At 46.4% G+C, this 16,373-nt stretch carries 18 protein-coding genes, 1 pseudogene and 1 riboswitch; of the genes and pseudogenes, 18 read left to right on the forward strand and 1 reads right to left on the reverse strand.

Going from position 1 to position 16,373, the window contains the following annotated elements; all coding sequences use genetic code 11:
- Nucleotides 1-12 precede the first annotated feature (12 nt).
- The 18 genes from BUA14_RS22930 (at nucleotide 13) to BUA14_RS23010 (ending at nucleotide 16,043) form a co-directional block, all read left to right on the forward strand.
- Nucleotides 13-711, forward strand: a complete 699-nt coding sequence (locus BUA14_RS22930) for a GTP-binding protein (RefSeq protein WP_072774740.1) — start codon at nucleotides 13-15, stop codon at nucleotides 709-711.
- Nucleotides 698-1,729: an ATP-binding cassette domain-containing protein gene (locus BUA14_RS22935; protein ID WP_072774759.1), complete on the forward strand. Its 1,032-nt coding sequence runs from the start codon at nucleotides 698-700 to the stop codon at nucleotides 1,727-1,729. The genes BUA14_RS22930 and BUA14_RS22935 overlap by 14 nt, the downstream gene beginning before the upstream one ends.
- A gap of 52 nt (nucleotides 1,730-1,781) precedes the next feature.
- Nucleotides 1,782-2,537: a DUF364 domain-containing protein gene (locus tag BUA14_RS22940; RefSeq protein WP_072774741.1), complete on the forward strand. Its 756-nt coding sequence runs from the start codon at nucleotides 1,782-1,784 to the stop codon at nucleotides 2,535-2,537.
- 15 nt (nucleotides 2,538-2,552) lie between these two features.
- Nucleotides 2,553-3,251 carry a class I SAM-dependent methyltransferase gene (locus BUA14_RS22945; RefSeq protein ID WP_072774742.1) on the forward strand — a complete coding sequence of 233 codons (699 nt, stop codon included), beginning with the start codon at nucleotides 2,553-2,555 and terminating at the stop codon, nucleotides 3,249-3,251.
- Nucleotides 3,252-3,770 (forward strand): nucleoside-triphosphatase, encoded by a 519-nt coding sequence (locus BUA14_RS22950; protein WP_072774743.1) that lies wholly within the window; start codon nucleotides 3,252-3,254, stop codon nucleotides 3,768-3,770.
- A 78-nt stretch (nucleotides 3,771-3,848) separates the two neighbouring features.
- Nucleotides 3,849-3,981, forward strand: a riboswitch (molybdenum cofactor riboswitch).
- A 126-nt stretch (nucleotides 3,982-4,107) separates the two neighbouring features.
- Nucleotides 4,108-4,548 (forward strand): heterodisulfide reductase-related iron-sulfur binding cluster, encoded by a 441-nt coding sequence (locus tag BUA14_RS22955; RefSeq protein WP_282433390.1) that lies wholly within the window; start codon nucleotides 4,108-4,110, stop codon nucleotides 4,546-4,548.
- 1 nt (nucleotide 4,549) lies between these two features.
- Nucleotides 4,550-4,855 (forward strand): DUF2325 domain-containing protein, encoded by a 306-nt coding sequence (locus BUA14_RS22960; protein ID WP_072774745.1) that lies wholly within the window; start codon nucleotides 4,550-4,552, stop codon nucleotides 4,853-4,855.
- 166 nt (nucleotides 4,856-5,021) lie between these two features.
- On the forward strand, nucleotides 5,022-5,159 hold the full coding sequence (locus tag BUA14_RS28160) for a hypothetical protein (protein ID WP_178371781.1): 138 nt from the start codon (nucleotides 5,022-5,024) through the stop codon (nucleotides 5,157-5,159).
- Nucleotides 5,160-5,248: 89 nt separating this feature from the next.
- On the forward strand, nucleotides 5,249-6,139 hold the full coding sequence (glyQ, locus tag BUA14_RS22965; RefSeq protein ID WP_005816395.1) for a glycine--tRNA ligase subunit alpha: 891 nt from the start codon (nucleotides 5,249-5,251) through the stop codon (nucleotides 6,137-6,139).
- Between the two features lies 1 nt (nucleotide 6,140).
- Nucleotides 6,141-8,213: a glycine--tRNA ligase subunit beta gene (gene glyS / locus BUA14_RS22970; protein WP_072774746.1), complete on the forward strand. Its 2,073-nt coding sequence runs from the start codon at nucleotides 6,141-6,143 to the stop codon at nucleotides 8,211-8,213.
- 198 nt (nucleotides 8,214-8,411) lie between these two features.
- A complete protein-coding gene (gene ccpN / locus BUA14_RS22975; RefSeq protein WP_072774747.1) occupies nucleotides 8,412-9,059 on the forward strand; it encodes a transcriptional regulator CcpN in 648 nt (215 codons plus the stop codon).
- A 37-nt stretch (nucleotides 9,060-9,096) separates the two neighbouring features.
- On the forward strand, nucleotides 9,097-9,918 hold the full coding sequence (locus BUA14_RS22980) for a pyruvate, water dikinase regulatory protein (RefSeq protein WP_072774748.1): 822 nt from the start codon (nucleotides 9,097-9,099) through the stop codon (nucleotides 9,916-9,918).
- The gene (gene ppdK, locus BUA14_RS22985) at nucleotides 9,911-12,553 is read left to right on the forward strand and encodes a pyruvate, phosphate dikinase (RefSeq protein ID WP_072774749.1); all 2,643 of its coding nucleotides are present in this window, start codon (nucleotides 9,911-9,913) and stop codon (nucleotides 12,551-12,553) included. Before BUA14_RS22980 ends, ppdK begins: the two co-directional genes overlap by 8 nt.
- Before the next feature lie 196 nt (nucleotides 12,554-12,749).
- On the forward strand, nucleotides 12,750-13,019 hold the full coding sequence (locus tag BUA14_RS22990; RefSeq protein WP_072774750.1) for a hypothetical protein: 270 nt from the start codon (nucleotides 12,750-12,752) through the stop codon (nucleotides 13,017-13,019).
- Nucleotides 13,012-13,290 carry a DUF4160 domain-containing protein gene (locus BUA14_RS22995; RefSeq protein WP_072774751.1) on the forward strand — a complete coding sequence of 93 codons (279 nt, stop codon included), beginning with the start codon at nucleotides 13,012-13,014 and terminating at the stop codon, nucleotides 13,288-13,290. The genes BUA14_RS22990 and BUA14_RS22995 overlap by 8 nt, the downstream gene beginning before the upstream one ends.
- Before the next feature lie 370 nt (nucleotides 13,291-13,660).
- Nucleotides 13,661-14,338 carry a hypothetical protein gene (locus BUA14_RS23000; RefSeq protein WP_242954738.1) on the forward strand — a complete coding sequence of 226 codons (678 nt, stop codon included), beginning with the start codon at nucleotides 13,661-13,663 and terminating at the stop codon, nucleotides 14,336-14,338.
- A gap of 123 nt (nucleotides 14,339-14,461) precedes the next feature.
- Entirely contained in the window at nucleotides 14,462-14,716 is a 255-nt protein-coding gene (locus BUA14_RS23005) for a hypothetical protein (RefSeq protein WP_242954739.1), read from the forward strand.
- Nucleotides 14,691-16,043, forward strand: a complete 1,353-nt coding sequence (locus BUA14_RS23010; protein WP_242954740.1) for a hypothetical protein — start codon at nucleotides 14,691-14,693, stop codon at nucleotides 16,041-16,043. Before BUA14_RS23005 ends, BUA14_RS23010 begins: the two co-directional genes overlap by 26 nt.
- A 203-nt stretch (nucleotides 16,044-16,246) precedes the next feature.
- Here the strand turns inward: BUA14_RS23010 and BUA14_RS29020 are convergent.
- Nucleotides 16,247-16,373, reverse strand: a pseudogene (locus tag BUA14_RS29020) (IS256 family transposase); the annotation flags it as partial.

A 16,373-nucleotide genomic window follows, 5' to 3' on the forward strand; every position in this document is an offset into this window, starting at 1 on the left:
AGGAGGTTGTCCATGAAGCTTATTACTGTGGCGGGGCCCCCGTCATCAGGCAAGACTTCAGTCATCTTAAGGCTGGTCGAGTCTATGCCGGAAAAGAAGAAGATTGGTGTCGTTAAATTTGACTGTTTGACTTCTTTTGATAATTTGAGCTATGAAGAGGCAGGGATCCCTGTGCAGACCGGCTTTTCGGGGAAAATCTGCCCGGATCATTTCTTTGTCAGCAATATTGAAGATGCAGTGCAGTGGGGGATTCAATCAGGTTATGAACTGCTGATCACAGAAAGTGCGGGGTTATGCAACCGTTGTTCCCCTTATATAAAAGGCATTCTGTCCATTTGTGTCATCGATAATCTGTCCGGTATCAATACCCCCCGCAAAATTGGGCCGATGCTGAAATTTGCCGATATCGTTGTGGTCACTAAGGGAGATATTGTCTCCCAGGCCGAGCGGGAGGTCTTTGCCTTTAATATCACCCAGGTTAATCCCGCCGCCCGGATTGTCTTTGTCAATGGCATCACCGGACAGGGGGCCTTTATCCTTGCCAAGCATTTGCAACAGGCCAGGGACATTGAAACCACCCGGGATATGAAACTGCGCTTCACCACACCGGCAGCGGTCTGTTCCTACTGCACAGGTGAGACGAGGATTGGGGAGCCCTATCAGATGGGAATGATGAAGAAGATGGAGTTTGGCAATGATGAAAAGCAATGATTTTTTGCATCTGGTCCATAACCAAAGCCTAAAGGATGTGCTTGAGGAGTATCCGATTGGAGTCGATTTCCTGACTAATTTACGCTTGGGGGATATCAAGGCCGAACTGACCCTGCCGGAAGCATTGCAGGAGGCGGATCAGGAAGCTCTCGCCGAGTTTGGCATGGATCCTTTCGGAGTAGTGCAGGGTTTTTGCCAGTTTCTGGAGACCTTTTCGCAGCAGAAAGGCTCTCGTGAAGGGATTTCTTTTCTGACCATTCACGGAGGATACAATAAGCGGAAAGAACCTGAGGACATCAATCTCACCATTTATCCCGGTGAGATTATCAGTATTGTCGGCCCCACCGGATCGGGAAAGAGCCGGTTGCTTAATGATATCGAGTGCCTGGCTCAAGGAGATACGCCGACCGGCAGAGTGATCCGGATCAACGGAGCGGAACTGGATGATCTTCAGCGTTTTGAGATGGAAGGGAAATTGGTGGCCCAGCTGTCCCAAAACATGAACTTCGTTATGGATTTGACGGTTCGTGAGTTCCTAGAAATGCATGCCAAGAGCAGGTTGATTCACCATGCGGAGAATATAATTGATCGATGCTTTCAATGCGCCAATAATCTGGCTGGAGAAAAATTTGCCGAGGAGACAAAAGTAACCCAACTCAGCGGCGGACAATCTCGGGCCTTGATGATCGCCGACACAGCGTTTATCAGCGAGTCTCCCATTGTCTTGATCGACGAAATAGAGAACGCGGGAATTGATCGGAGGCAAGCCATCACCCTCTTAGCCGATCGGGAAAAGATTATCTTGATTTCCACTCATGATCCCCTCCTGGGCTTAAGCGCCGATAAACGGATTGTGATTAAGGACGGTGGAATTGCCAAAGTCATCCATACAACAGAGGAAGAAAGAGCCAGCCTAAAAACCATCGAAAAACTGGATAATGTCCTGGGGGAATTGAGAAACCGTCTGCGCTTGGGAGAGATGATTGACCAGCTGCCGGATTGGGCGGTCATTGAATAAGGAGTGAACAATAACTATAAGGATGGAACAATGAGGAAAAGAGGTGCGGAAGATGTGGGAAATCTATGACGCCATGCTCAACGGGATTCCTGAAGATTTTTTGGTGGATGAGCTGGTCTGCGGAACGACCCATTCGGTGATTCGCAGCGGGAACGGAGTGGGTCTGGGCCCCAATCGCCCCTTTGAAACAAGAATGCCCATGCTCACCCAAAACTTGTTAGGCCTGCCATTGCGGGTAGCAGCCGGCTGCGTCAAGTCCTGGAATTATGTTGAAGCTTCCATCGGTTTGGCGGCCATCAACGCCTATTACAACAATCCTCAAGTAGCAAGAGAACATGGTGTCGTCTTCCCGGATGCCAAAAGGGTCGAGGACCGTATGAACGACCCCTTTATCATGTCCCAGAATGAAGTGAAAGGTAAAAAGGTTGGAGTAGTGGGTCACTTCCCCCATTTGGAAAGCCTTCTGGAGCCGATCTGCGATCTTTCTATTCTGGAATGGAGTCCGGAGGAAGGGGACTATCCCCTGCCGGCCAGTGAGTTTATTCTGCCGGAGTGTGACTATGTCTATATCACTTGCGCTTCGGTAGTGGATAAGACGCTGCCCAGGCTCCTGGAATTGTCAAGGAACGCCCGACGGATCACGTTGGTTGGCCCGGGGACCCCGTTGGCTCCTGTACTTTTTGAGCATGGGCTTCAAGAGCTTTCAGGCTTTATGGTTAAAGATAATGCCCGGGCTTTTCGAATCGTAGCCGGGGCCGAGAAAGTGAAGATATATTCCGCGGGACAGAAGGTGACGATAAAAAAATAAGCAAGGGGGAGCAGGATGAATTTCGAATGGAATGAAAATACGGTGAGATGGTATCAGGACGCGGAAAGGTATACCGGTTTTTTCAAGAATATTGCTGAGTTGGTAGGCCCTAAAGTGGCTGAGTACTCTTCTTTATGTGATATTGGCTGCGGAATAGGACTGGTGGATTCACAACTGAGCAAATACATTGACCGCATTACCTGCATCGACAGTCATCCCTATGCCATTGAGATGCTTAGACAAAGGATTCAGGCTGAAAAGATCAGAAATATCACCCCTGTGCTGATGGATTGCAACGCCATCGAGGAGCGGTGGGATGTTATCTTTATCAGTTTTTTCGGCAGTCGTGAGTTGGAACAATTCTTGCCCCGCTGTAAAAGACTTATCGCTGTGGTGGGCAGAAAGAGCCAGACAGAGCTCTATCCGGAAAAGTATCGGAAATTCCAGAAAAACACGTCTGAAGAGGTAGAGGAAAATTTGAACAGCAAGGGCATACCTTATTCCCTTACCGAAACGGCTTTTGAATTTGGCCAGCCCTTCCGGTCGGAGGAAGATGCCCGGGACTTTATCAGGACTCAATCCCATGATATCAACCCCGGAGATTTGGAAGATTTTCTATCGGAACGTCTTGTGGAAACAGGCAAAGAAGATTTTCCCTTCTATCTGCCGCGCCAAAAGGCTGTAGGAATATTTGAAATCGAAGGGAGGCTGTAAATGCACATCTTTTTGACCGGTGAGATCCAAGTGGGCAAAAGTACTATCGTCGATAAGGCACTGGCTCTTTGCAACGTAACCTACGCAGGATTCAGAACCTACTTTGGCCCGGACAGAGGTTCTCCCAACCGGCGGCTTTATCTGGCTGCGGCCTCGGGAGAGAAAGTCTATCAGGAAGAAAACAGTGTGGTTCATTTTTGTGAAAATAGTCCCCCCCAAGTCTTTACGGAGCGGTTCGATGGGTATGGGGCAGAGCTCGTTCGCTGTGCCGGAAACCAGGCCCGGCTTATCGTGATGGATGAATGCGGCAGTCTGGAGCGGGAAGCTCTTGTCTTTCAGCAGGAGATCTTAGCGGCCATAGAAGGTCCGGTTCCGATTCTTGGCGTGCTCAAGCAGGCCAGCAGCGGCTGGACAGACCGGATAAGATGCCATCCCAAGGTAAAGCTGGTTTCTGTGTGTCGGGAAAATCGGGATGCTCTCCCTCTCATCATTGCTTTATATCTGCAGCAGTGTTTTTAATGATTAAAATCAATATGATCAAAACCTATTGAAACATAACTAAACTCAATATATAATGAAAATAATAATTGAGAAAAATTTCATAATGATCTCCGAGCCGGAACAACCTAAAGAGTCATCCATGGTTGGTCGGCCAGGGCTGTATGCCCTCGGGGTATATCCAGAAATGGCTATGCCTTCACGTTTGAAAAGGAGGTGGATTCCCAATATGTTGGGTTTAATAGAGGTTCCACTTTCGTTAAAGTGGAGCCTTTTAGCGTTTTAAAGGGCGGTTGGATTGGAGTCCGCAAACACGGAGAAAGAAGGTTGGTCAACGATGGGACTAAATTGTATAAAAATGTTGGGGATACCGACTTTTGCAGAAAGACCTGATGCCGAATATTTGTTTTTTCCCGGATGTAATTCCTTTGCTGACAGATCAAAATGGGAATGGAACATGGTCTGTATGCAGTTGCTTAGGGATAGAAAAATCGATTTTGCCGTTCTGGGTAAAGATCAGTGGTGTTGTGGGGATAAAGCCTGCCAATTGGGCTATGGAGAGCTTTCAGATTTAATAAGCCAAAGAAATATTACGGCTTGGCATGAGTTGAAAATAAAGAAGATCGTGACAAGTTGTCCCCGTTGTTTTTATAACTTCCAGCATAAATATCGCCGGTATGGCGGAAACTTCGAAGTTATCCTGCTTTCTGAACCTTGTGATGAGTTTCAATACAATGAGGCTGAGACGAGCAATGAAAAGAAATCGAGTATCCAGACTTTACAGGAAGGAGTTTGGTAAAATGAAGTTAGCGATCATAGGCGGATATAATTTTGAGCGGCACAGCAAATCCATGGGCAAGCTGAAAAATATCGAACTGCGCTTCCACGACGGCGTACCCAAAAAAAACAACAAAAAGGTACTGGAAAATCTCATCAAGGACACAGATTGTGTGATTATCGTGCAAATGGTCTGTTCCCATTCCAGCATGTGGGATGCCAAAGATGTGGCCAGAAAATATAATAAGAAGATCTACTACTCCCAGGCGAAGGGACTTGCTTCAGTGCTGACTATGATTGAAAAAGAGCATGGGATTAGGATAGCTTAGTTTGACAAAAGAACCAAATCATACTATAATTATTTCCAAATTGAATCCTATGGTGCGATGATGAGAGGAAGATTCGGGTATCCCTTAAGAGAGTTTGGCAGGGTGGAAACCAGACGGGTAAGCGGATCAGGGCACTTGGAGCACGTTTTAAAGAAGGAGGATTTCCTTGAAAGCTGCCTTTTCAGGAGTTTGGGAACCAGGTGGCTTATATGGAGATCAAGCAGGGTGGAACCGCGGGAAGGATACTCTCGTCCCTGTAGCGAAAGCTACGGGGCGGGAGTTTTTTGCTTTACAGGAAGCATAAAGGCAACCAGGCAGCCGCCTTCACCTAGCCAAGTTTTCTTTAATGTGGTAGCTCAAGAGATTAGGTAGTAAAAAATAGGGAGGTTAACCATGAAATTTCAGGACATGATCCTTTCCCTGAATCAATTTTGGGGAGAACAAGGGTGCATCATTGCTCAGCCTTATGATATGGAAAAAGGCGCCGGAACCTTTAATCCCAACACCTTTTTACGTGCCCTGGGGCCTGAACCATGGAAAGTGGCTTATATCGAGCCTTCCCGTCGTCCTACGGATGGACGCTATGGGGAAAACCCCAACCGTTTACAGCATTATTTCCAATACCAAGTCATTATTAAGCCTTCGCCGGATAATATTCAGGAGCTCTATCTGCAAAGTCTGGAGCGTTTAGGCGTTAATCCCAAAGAGCATGATATTCGCTTTGTGGAAGACAACTGGGAGTCTCCGACTCTGGGGGCCTGGGGGTTAGGTTGGGAAGTTTGGCTGGATGGCATGGAAGTTACTCAGTTCACCTACTTTCAACAATGCGGGGGGATTGACTGCAAACCGGTCTGTGCCGAGATCACTTATGGTCTCGAGCGTTTGGCCATGTATATTCAAAACAAAGAGAGTGTCTATGATATTGAGTATGTAGGAGATATCACTTACGGCGATATCTACCTCCAAAACGAAATCGATTATTCTCATTACAATTTTGAAGCCGCCGATGTAGAAGCCCTGCAAACCTGGTTTGAAATGTATGAGAAGGAAGCCATTCGGATCGTGGAGAAAGGATTGGTCCTTCCTGCTTATGACTATGTCCTGAAATGCTCCCATACCTTCAACCTTCTCGATGCCCGCGGAGCCATCAGTGTGACCGAGCGAACGGGCTATATCGCCCGGGTCCGCAATTTGGCCCGTCTTTGCGCTCAGGCCTATGTAGAGCAACGTGAACGCTTAGGCTACCCCTTACTCAAAGAACAGTCCGGAAAGGAGGCCGAATAAGATGGCTAAGGATTTTCTCTTAGAGATTGGCACAGAAGAGATCCCGGCGAAATTTGCCCCGGGAGTGCTGAACCAACTTCGTGAGCAAGCCCAAAAACACTGTCAGGATCTGCGTCTGGATTATCAAGACCTGAAAGTTTACACTACACCCCGGCGTTTTGCCGTGCTTATTCAAGGCCTGGCCGAAAAACAAACGGATTTTACAGCAGAGGTCAAAGGGCCTGCCGTCAAAGCGGCTTATGATGCGGAGGGGAACCCTACCAAGGCTGCTCAAGGGTTTGCCCGGGGGCAAGGGGTGGAGCCCAAGGATCTTTTCGTTCAGGAATTAAACGGCGTGTCCTATGTCTATGCCCGGAAATTTGAGCTGGGCCAGTCTACTTTGCAATTATTACCCAAGCTTTGCACCGATCTGATCACCGGACTGCATTTTCCCAAGCCCATGCGCTGGGCCGATCTGGAGTTCCGCTTTGCCCGCCCCATTCGCTGGATCGTTGCCTTATTTGGCAGTGAGGTCATCCCCTTTGAGTTTGTGGGGCTGGTAGCAGGAAAAGCCTCCCGGGGACATCGTACCTTAGGCGGACCTGTAACTTTGGATAATCCGGCGGACTATGAAAAACAAATGCTGCAGGCCTTTGTCATGGTGGACCCGGAGCAGCGCCGCCAATCCGTCTGGGAGCAAATCCATGCCCTCGCCGCTAAAGTGGGCGGAGATGTGGAAAAGGATGACGATCTTTTGGATGAAGTAACCCATATCATCGAATATCCTACCGCTCTGCTCGGCGAAGTGGCTTCGAACTATATGCATCTGCCGGAACCGGTGATCACCACTCCGATGAAAGAGCATCAGCGCTATTTCCCCGTACGGGATAAAGAAGGCAAGCTGCTTCCCTATTTCATTACCGTACGCAATGGGGATGATCATGCCTTGGCGAAGGTCAAGGCCGGGAATGAGAAAGTTCTCAAAGCCCGCTTGGAAGATGCGGCCTTCTACTACCGTGAAGACCAGAAAACACCTCTTGCTGAGTTAGTCGAAAAGCTGGATAAAGTCACCTACCATGAGAAATTAGGCAGTGTCCGCCAGCGGGTCGAGCGGATGCGGACCCTGGCCCGGGGGATAGCAGCTCGGCTGGGGATGGAGAGCGAAAAGCAGGACTTGGTTGAGCGGACGGCACTGCTGGCCAAAGCGGATCTGGTGACGTTGATGGTCTATGATTTTCCGGAACTTCAAGGGATTATGGGAGCGGATTATGCCCGCATGGTTGGTGAAAAGCCCGAAGTCTGCACAGGCATTCTTGAACATTATCAGCCGCGTTTCGCTGGAGATGACTTGCCGCAATCCTACACCGGACAAATCGTCAGTGTTGCCGATAAGCTGGATGCGATCGTGGGTGCCTTTGGCATCGGGATTCAGCCTACCGGGTCTCAGGACCCCTATGCCTTAAGACGTCAAGCTCAAGGGGTCGTAGGGATCATTCTGGAAGCAGGCTGGGATATCTCTTTGGAACAGCTGATTGCTGCTTCTTATGTAAGCTTTGCTGAGCAAGGAATCAGTCTGCTTCCTTTAGCCGATCTGCAAAGTGCTCTCCAGGATTTCTTCCAGCAGCGGCTGCGTTTTGTGCTTCAGGAGCAAGGGGCGCGTTACGATACCCTTGATGCGGTCCTCGCCCAGGGCAGCAATCAAATCACGCGGGCAGCCAGGAAGGCCCAAGTTCTGGCAGCCAAGCGGGAAACAACGGAATTCATTCCCTACTCCCAAGCTTATATTCGCTGCTTGAATCTCAGTAAAAAGGCTCAAACTCAGCCTTTGGACCCTAAGAATCTTATCGATCCTACAGAAATTGCCCTGGCTGCAGCTCTTGTCCAGAGACAGGAAGCTTTTGCCGCCCTGATTGAAAAGGGTGACTACGCAGAAGCCTATGCTTTGGCTTCTGAACTCATCCCCATGATTGAAGCATTATTTAATGCGGTCATGATCATGGTGGAAGATGAGAGCCTCAAGCAAGCCCGTCTGGCTCTCCTCGGTGAATGCGTCGCCATCCTCGGCTGCCTGGGAGATCTCAGCCTCTTAGCATAATTGGATAAACCACTGCGGCGCTTTTGCATAATTTCAGCAGAAGCGCCGTTATTTTTTTTTGAATTGGATACTATAAGTTGAAGGAAATAGAAAAATTGTGTGGAATATTTATCTGTATTGCGCAGATTAGTATGTCACATTTAGCACGTATAAGGAATATATGTATACACGAGTGAGAGATGAATGAGGTGAAAAGGGTTGGAGTTTACGGAACGTCAAGCAAGAATTGTAGAAATCGTAAAGAATTCAAGCCCAATTACTGGGGAACAAATCGCTGCAAAGCTTGATTTGACACGAGCGACCCTGCGTCCTGACCTGACGATTTTAACCATGGCAGGGGTCCTCGAAGCCCGACCGAGGGTAGGATACTTTTATAAGGAGAAGAAGAAAACATCACCTTATATGGATCGACTTCGCCAGCTCAGGGTGGGTGATTTTAAATCCCTTCCCATATCTATCCGGGAAAGCATCAGTATTTATGATGCCATAGTCACTATGTTTACCCAAAATGTGGGAAGTCTGACAGTGGTTGGGGAAGGCCAAACCTTAAGGGGAATGGTGTCCCGGAAAGATTTGCTTAAATCTACCCTGGGTAAAACCGATCTTCAGCAGGTTCCCGTGAGTATCATTATGACCCGGATGCCTAATATTATTATGACGACAGCGGACGAACCGGTTCTCGAAGCAGCAAGGAAATTAACCCTGCATCAAATTGACACCTTGCCTGTTGTAGAAGCCTTTATTGATGAAAAAGGTGAGGAGCGCTATGAAGTCATAGGACGTTTCACCAAGACGAACGTTACAAAACTCTTTGTTCAGATCGGGTCATTAGGTGCCCAATCATGACCTTTTGGACCCTAATAATTGACCTCGGAGGTGTACAGTGACAAAGGAAATGCCTGTCATATACATAATTTCAGATGCTTTGGGTGAGACGGCTGAATATGTCAGCCGGGCAGCGGCAGCTCAATTTTCGGGGATTCGGACCAAAATCCGCAAGGTACCCTATGTGCAGGATGAAATCCACATTGACGAAATTCTCGAAGAAGCAGCCAAGGAGCAAGCGATTATTGCCTACACCCTTGTGGTAAAAAAACTGCGGAATTATTTAGAAGAAAAAGCCCAAGACTATGGATTGCGAACCGTGGATATTCTCGGCCCTCTGATTAAGATGCTTGCCGATCAGACCGGCCTTTTGCCGAGTTATACTCCTAATGTAACTCATATATTGGATGAACAGTATTTTCGTAAAGTGGATGCCATTGAATTTGCGGTAAAATATGATGATGGCAAGGATCCCCGGGGAGTGCTTTTGGCGGATGTGGTGCTGATCGGAGTTTCCCGGACATCAAAAACCCCTTTAAGCATGTACCTGGCCCATAAAGGCATCAAGGCGGCCAATATTCCTCTGGTCCCTGAAGTCTCTCCGCCTCAGGAACTTTTCAGAGTTCCCTCACAGAAAGTCATTGGCTTGACGTTAAAGCCGGATCTATTGAATCAAATTCGCACGGAACGGTTAAGGACTTTAGGATTAGGATCCAGTGCGGATTATGCAAATTATGAGCGCATTGTGGAAGAACTGGAATATGCCCGGGGGATTATGCGTAAAGTAGGTTGCCCGATCATTGATGCCACGGGAAAGGCTATTGAAGAAACGGCATCAAGAATACTGGAGATATTGTATAAGGGGGAGCGAAATGTCTAAGAAGTTTGTTTATTTATTTCGTGAAGGTCAGGCTTCCATGCGGGATTTATTAGGCGGTAAGGGTGCCAATTTGGCAGAGATGACCAATATCGGGCTGCCCGTACCTCCAGGGTTCACTATTACCACAGAAGCATGCAATGACTATTATGCCCTGGGTCGCAACCTGCCGGAAGGGCTATGGGAGCAGATTGGTCCGGCTTTAGGAGATATAGAAAAGGCTACAGGGAAAAAATTCGGGGACAAAGACAATCCCTTGTTGGTCTCCGTCCGTTCCGGAGCGAAATTCTCCATGCCCGGTATGATGGATACCATCCTTAATCTCGGACTTAATGATGAGACAGTAGAGGGTCTTGCTGCCTCTACTCAGAATGCCCGTTTTGCCTATGACAGCTACCGGCGTTTTATTCAAATGTTCGGTGATGTGGTGCTGGAAGTAGAGCATCATGAATTTGAGAGAATTCTGGAAGAAGCCAAGGAAAAACAAAATGTCAATTACGACTCGGAGCTTACGGCAGAGAGCCTCAAAGGAGTCGTGGAGGGGTATAAGAGGCTCATTCAGCGCCGTACAGGCAGCCCTTTCCCGTTAGATCCTATGAAGCAACTGGAACAGGCTATTTTAGCCGTTTTCCGTTCCTGGAACAATGATCGGGCCATTATCTATCGGAGGATCAATAGCATTCCCGATAATATCGGCACGGCAGTCAATGTGCAATCCATGGTCTTTGGCAACATGGGCAACGACTCCGGTACGGGAGTAGCCTTCACCCGCAATCCCTCCACAGGTGAGAGAGCTCTTTATGGCGAGTATCTTATGAATGCTCAGGGTGAGGATGTGGTGGCAGGTATCCGTACTCCTCAGCCTATCAAAAGCCTCGAAGATGAGAACAAAGCGATTTATGCTCAATTCGTAGAGACCTCCAATAGCCTGGAAGCCCATTATCGGGATATGCAGGATATTGAATTTACCATTGAGCGGGGCCGGCTCTATATTCTCCAGACCCGGAATGGGAAACGTACTGCTCCGGCAGCCATCCGCGTCGCCGTGGAGCTGTGCCGGGAAGGAGTTATCTCTAAGGAAGAAGCTATTGCCCGGATTGAGCCTGGTCAGTTAGACCAGTTGCTCCACCGCCGTATGGACAGTGAAGCTAAACTAGAGGTTATTGCCAAAGGACTTCCCGCTTCACCGGGGGCAGCTTCCGGCAAGATTATTTTCGATGCCGATGAGGCTGAGCGCCTGGGTCACACCGGCGAGAAGGTCCTCTTAGTGCGAACTGAGACCACACCGGACGATATCCATGGGATCTTGGCAGCTCAGGGGATTCTGACCAGCCGGGGGGGCATGACCAGCCATGCCGCTGTGGTTGCCCGCCATATGGGTAAACCTGCGGTATGCGGCTGTGAGGCCCTGCGGATTGATTATGCCCATAATACGGTAACCATTGATGGGGTCACTTATCCGGAAGGAACCTTGTTCTCCATCGACGGGACGACCGGCCGTGTCATTAAGGGAGCGGTTCCCATGATTGATCCGGAGCTCAGCGAAGAGTTCAAGGAGTTACTGGGCTGGGCTGATGAGATTCGCACACTTAAGGTCCTGGCTAACGCCGATAACCCCCGTGATGCTCAAAAGGCCCGGGATTTTGGAGCCCAGGGCATCGGGCTTTGCCGGACTGAGCATATGTTTATGGATCCGGCCCGTATACCCATCGTTCAGGAAATGATTCTCGCCCAGACTCTGCCGGAAAGAGAAGTAGCCTTAGCCAAACTTCTGCCTATGCAGGAAGAGGATTTCTACGGGATTCTTAAAGTTATGGCCGGGTTCCCGGTAACCATCCGTCTTCTCGATCCTCCCCTCCATGAATTCCTCCCCAATGTCGAGGAACTGGTGGTGGATATCACCAAGCTGAAACTGCAGGGAGGTCATGAAGAAGAACTGAATGAGAAAGAGGCTCTCCTGAGAAAAGTCCGTGCCCTATCCGAAATGAACCCCATGCTGGGGCATCGGGGCTGCCGTCTGGGGATCACCTTCCCTGAGATCTATGCTATGCAAGCCCGGGCGATTTTCCAGGCAGCGGCCCGCCTTGTTAAGGAAGGCTATGAGATCTATCCGGAGGTGATGATCCCGCTGGTTATCCATGTCAAGGAACTGGCAAAACTCCGCAAAGTCACCGAGGAGGCGGCCCAAACTGTTATGGCAGAACAGAGTGTAACTTTCTCTTATACCATAGGCACCATGATCGAAGTCCCCCGGGCTGCCCTGACCGCTGATGAAGTGGCCACAGCCGCCGATTTCTTCTCCTTCGGCACCAATGACCTAACCCAGACGACCTTAGGCTTCTCCAGGGATGACGCCGAAGGGAAGTTCCTTCCGGCTTATCTGGAGCAAAATATCCTTGAACACAATCCTTTTGCCGTTCTCGACCGCATTGGCGTGGGCAAGCTGATGAAAATGGGAGTACAACTTGGCCGGGAAGCCAATCCAGGCCTCAAAGTGGGCATTTGCGGTGAACATGGGGGAGATCCTTCATCCATCGAATTCTGCCACCAAATCGGCCTGAACTATGTGTCTTGTTCTCCGTTCCGGGTGCCTATCGCTTGCTTGGCTGCAGCCCAGGCGGCAATCAATGCAAAATAGACCACTTGAAGTAAATTTAGAATAAACAACGAGAACAAGGGTATCGCTCACTTAATTTTAAGTGGCGGTACCCTCTTTGTGTTACTCATCAACAAGTTGATAATTGAAATGAAATGTATTATACTGGAAATATATGAATATTGGTAAATTGTTGTTTCTTTTAAGGAATTTTAAAAGAAATAGGGAGTGATTATTTATGATGTATCCATATATGACTTTTGCTGATGAAACAGAGATAGTGCATTCCCATATCATTGAAGATAATGGAGTCCAACGCGTGGAGGTTCACTTTGAGCGCCCTACCGAAGAAGGCTTTGATATGGCAAGGTGTGTTTTGCCGACATATACGTGGATTAGGCGTGAAGGCTTCACTGATCAAGAGATTAGTAAATTTGAAAGATTTCTTCGCAGCAATGCTCATTTACTTTATAGATATGCTGCGGCAGGGGGGATAAAAATTGCCTAGCCTGTTTCGTATTGGTTCTTATTTAGTATTTTTCTGGTCAAATGAAAATTTTGAACCAATTCATGTGCACATAGGTAAAGGAAAACCCAGCTCTAACGCAACTAAGGTATGGTTGACGGCTTCAGGGGGTTGTATTGTCGCTAATAATTCCAGTAGAATACCTCAAAACGAATTAAACGAGATCTTGGAAATTATAGCTGCCCAACATTTTATGATATGTGATGAGTGGAAGAATCATTTTAAGGTAAATGAGATTAAATTTTATTGTTAATAAAGGAATTTGAAGAAGTGTTCCATAATGTGAAAAAAGGTCGATTGGTCTATTTTGATAGCTGCAGCTCAGGCGGCGATTAACAACCGAGACCAATCAAAGTAGGATTAGAAAAAATAATAGCTAAAGCTTATAGAACCTTATGCGCTAGGACTTTAAACTTCTATATAGAGCGGGGATACTGACACTTAATATATAAGGGTCAGTATCCTATTTTGTTGTATACACTAGTTAAGTCCCTATTGAAGGGTGACGACAAAAGCGTTACAGTATTATTAGAAGAAGGCTAACATGGACGAAACTACGACCTTAACTTTAAGTTACTCCTGACGTGGAAAGAATTAAAAGATTATTATCATTGGAGAGGAAAATGATGAGACTTAGGTTATTAGTTATAATATTTATTCTGACTTTTTTACTTAATGGATGTAATAAAGCAGAAGATAATACATATCAATTAGATTATTTTGAAGTAATTAAAGTTAAAGTAGATAACCTGTACTTGGATGATAGTTATAAAATTATTGAAGAAAAAAGAATTGATAATGGAGTTAGTGTATTTCTTTATAAGGACAATGAAAATCGTCAAATAAACGGTGGAATTAGTTTGAAAGATAAATCTTATGATCTAGGTGAAGTGTCAGTCGCTAACACACCGGACGATTTAATGGGAATTGAAGAAGTCCAGGTGTTTGGAAAGAAGGCAGTAAAGATTTATGGGATTTTGGGTAGCAATTATGCGCAGGCATTTTATTTTCTTGTTGAAGAAAAGCTGGAAGAATCAATAATACAGATAGACGGGTATACAGTGGAAATTGATTTAGATGATGATGGCAAGAAGGAAATAGTTTCAACTTTAGGCACAATTCCCGAGACAAAAATATTCACGTTTAAAGAAGGCACAATATATGGGTCTGATATTAATAAATCTATTGGAGCAAAATCGGTATTATTGCAAGATAACGATAAAAAATTATTTCAAGTGTACTTCGAGCCAAATAAACCGGAGCAATATGTGTATCATGAAGGTTCTCTTTTGAAAAAATAGAATTCAACCAGAACATTTGATGTGTTCCGGTTGATTTTGTTTTCCGGTATCTATGATTAAAAAGGGGAATTGGTTAGAGTATGGCGAAGTTAAAAGCGTTAAGAGAGACTCCTGGAAGCAGAGATGCTGCATTTTAAGCAAGCGGTATTTGAACCTGTTGTCTATAAAGCCAATAATGCGTTAGTAGCTTATGTGCCGAGATATACAATACGCACGAAAATGAATCAATCCATGGAACGATTGTCATTTATGAAAGAAGCAAAAGCGAAAGGCCTTACCATAAGAATGTTAAATAATGTTAAAATGTTAGAAGTAAAATGGGTATGGCTATGGGATTGGAGGACAGAAAACCATGTCAGCGGAATTAAAAGAATTTAATGCTTTAAAACTAAATTTAGAAGACTTTATTGAACTGTTGAATCAAGTCTACACGAACGAAGATTTAAATTCACATAAGCGTGATTATGTAAACAAATACTATAAGCAACCCTTAAAGCTGGATGAGGACGTGACCCTCAACAGGCAATTAGGAAAATACGAGTACGTTGTTATGGATGATCTTACTAAAAGAGTTAAAGAAACAAAGGCAACAAAGGTATATGAAGGCAAAAGAATTACGGACTTATTCTTAAGTCAGGATATTTTCTGTTTTAAAAGCCCTAGAAATTTTAGTGACTGTAAGCACTTTAGAAAGGACTTTCCGCAAAGGAACAGTTTGGAAAAGAAATCGGCAGAACGGGTCATAAACTATTTTTTGTGCATTCCTTTGCAAAGTTTCGCAAAGGGAGAAGACCCCAAAGCAGCGAAAATCAATCAACCCATAAATGATAACGATCTAATCGAAAAACACATTATAAGTACCAACCTGAGGGTAGAGAGAGATTTTTTTAAGCTGCTTATAGCGAAAATGGAGAAGAAAGCAGAGCTCTCACTGGGTGAGATAAGGCGAGCGCTCCAAGGGAACACCGCAAAAGATGTCTGCTTTTTGTTCCCGAAAGCGTTTCCATGCTATTTAAAAGCCAAAAAAGTTATTTACAATTTGGAAGAGGCCATGAAAACTATTAATAGTACATCCTATACTTATGCTGATTACTTTCAGCTGCAGGATGAGGTAACAGATGCACTCTTGCAGGTCATGGAGCATGTGGTACTCCCTATGGCCCTCGTAAGGAAATCAAACTATAAAGCAAGCTTCTTCGATTATCTCATGGAGTATTGGCTGGAGTTAGAATATGAGCCGGTTCAGCGTATGCTGCTAAAAATGGTCTGCCTGGCAGACGCAAGGGGAGAACTACATGTCACCAAAGATGAATTGCTGCAACTGATGGGAGATGGCAAATACCAAGAGTACTTATCTGCCTACCTTATGGGAAAGAATCCGGCGAGTCAAAGTCAATTTGCCAATGATCAGCTATTTCAATCTTTACTACGATTCAAGGATAAAGAAAATGAGAAAGTTTACTTAGAGTTTCCTAGCGGGGATTATCTTGAGCATTTTGAAAAGAATGGGGTTCAACTTACTCAGGAAGAGGACTTGATGGTCAAAAAATTGGCACAGCTCACGGATTCCACCACTCTGCCCATGGAAGGCTACCCTACCTTTTGCTTTGCAGAGAATGGATATGCAAAGGCGCTGGTCCAACAAGTAAAGGAAGATGAAATAACCCTGCACGTTGACTTTAACGCCTTGGTTTTAGGGGTGTGAATCTATTTCAGTGTAAATGGAATAATCATCCAGATAATTGGCAATACTATTATTGCGGCATAACTAGGGCCACGCTGAGGAGCGACCCAACGCCTGTCGCAGCTTATACGATGAACGGTGGAGATGTCTTCCGCCGTTTTTTGTTCATCGGTAAGCTTCAAGCGGATAAACCTCGGGAGTTTGAGGGCAGCGCCCTCAAGACCTTACGCTGTCAGCCTGTCTGCAAAGAAGATCATCATTTGGCTGTAGGCCATGGGCCAGTCTCTTGAGGGCTGCGTCCATTTTTTTGTGATCTCCTTGGTCGAAAGAAAGACCACTTTCCGAATGGAG

The organism is Desulfitobacterium chlororespirans DSM 11544, from assembly GCF_900143285.1.
In the GTDB taxonomy this organism is placed as follows: Bacteria; Bacillota; Desulfitobacteriia; order Desulfitobacteriales; family Desulfitobacteriaceae; genus Desulfitobacterium; species Desulfitobacterium chlororespirans.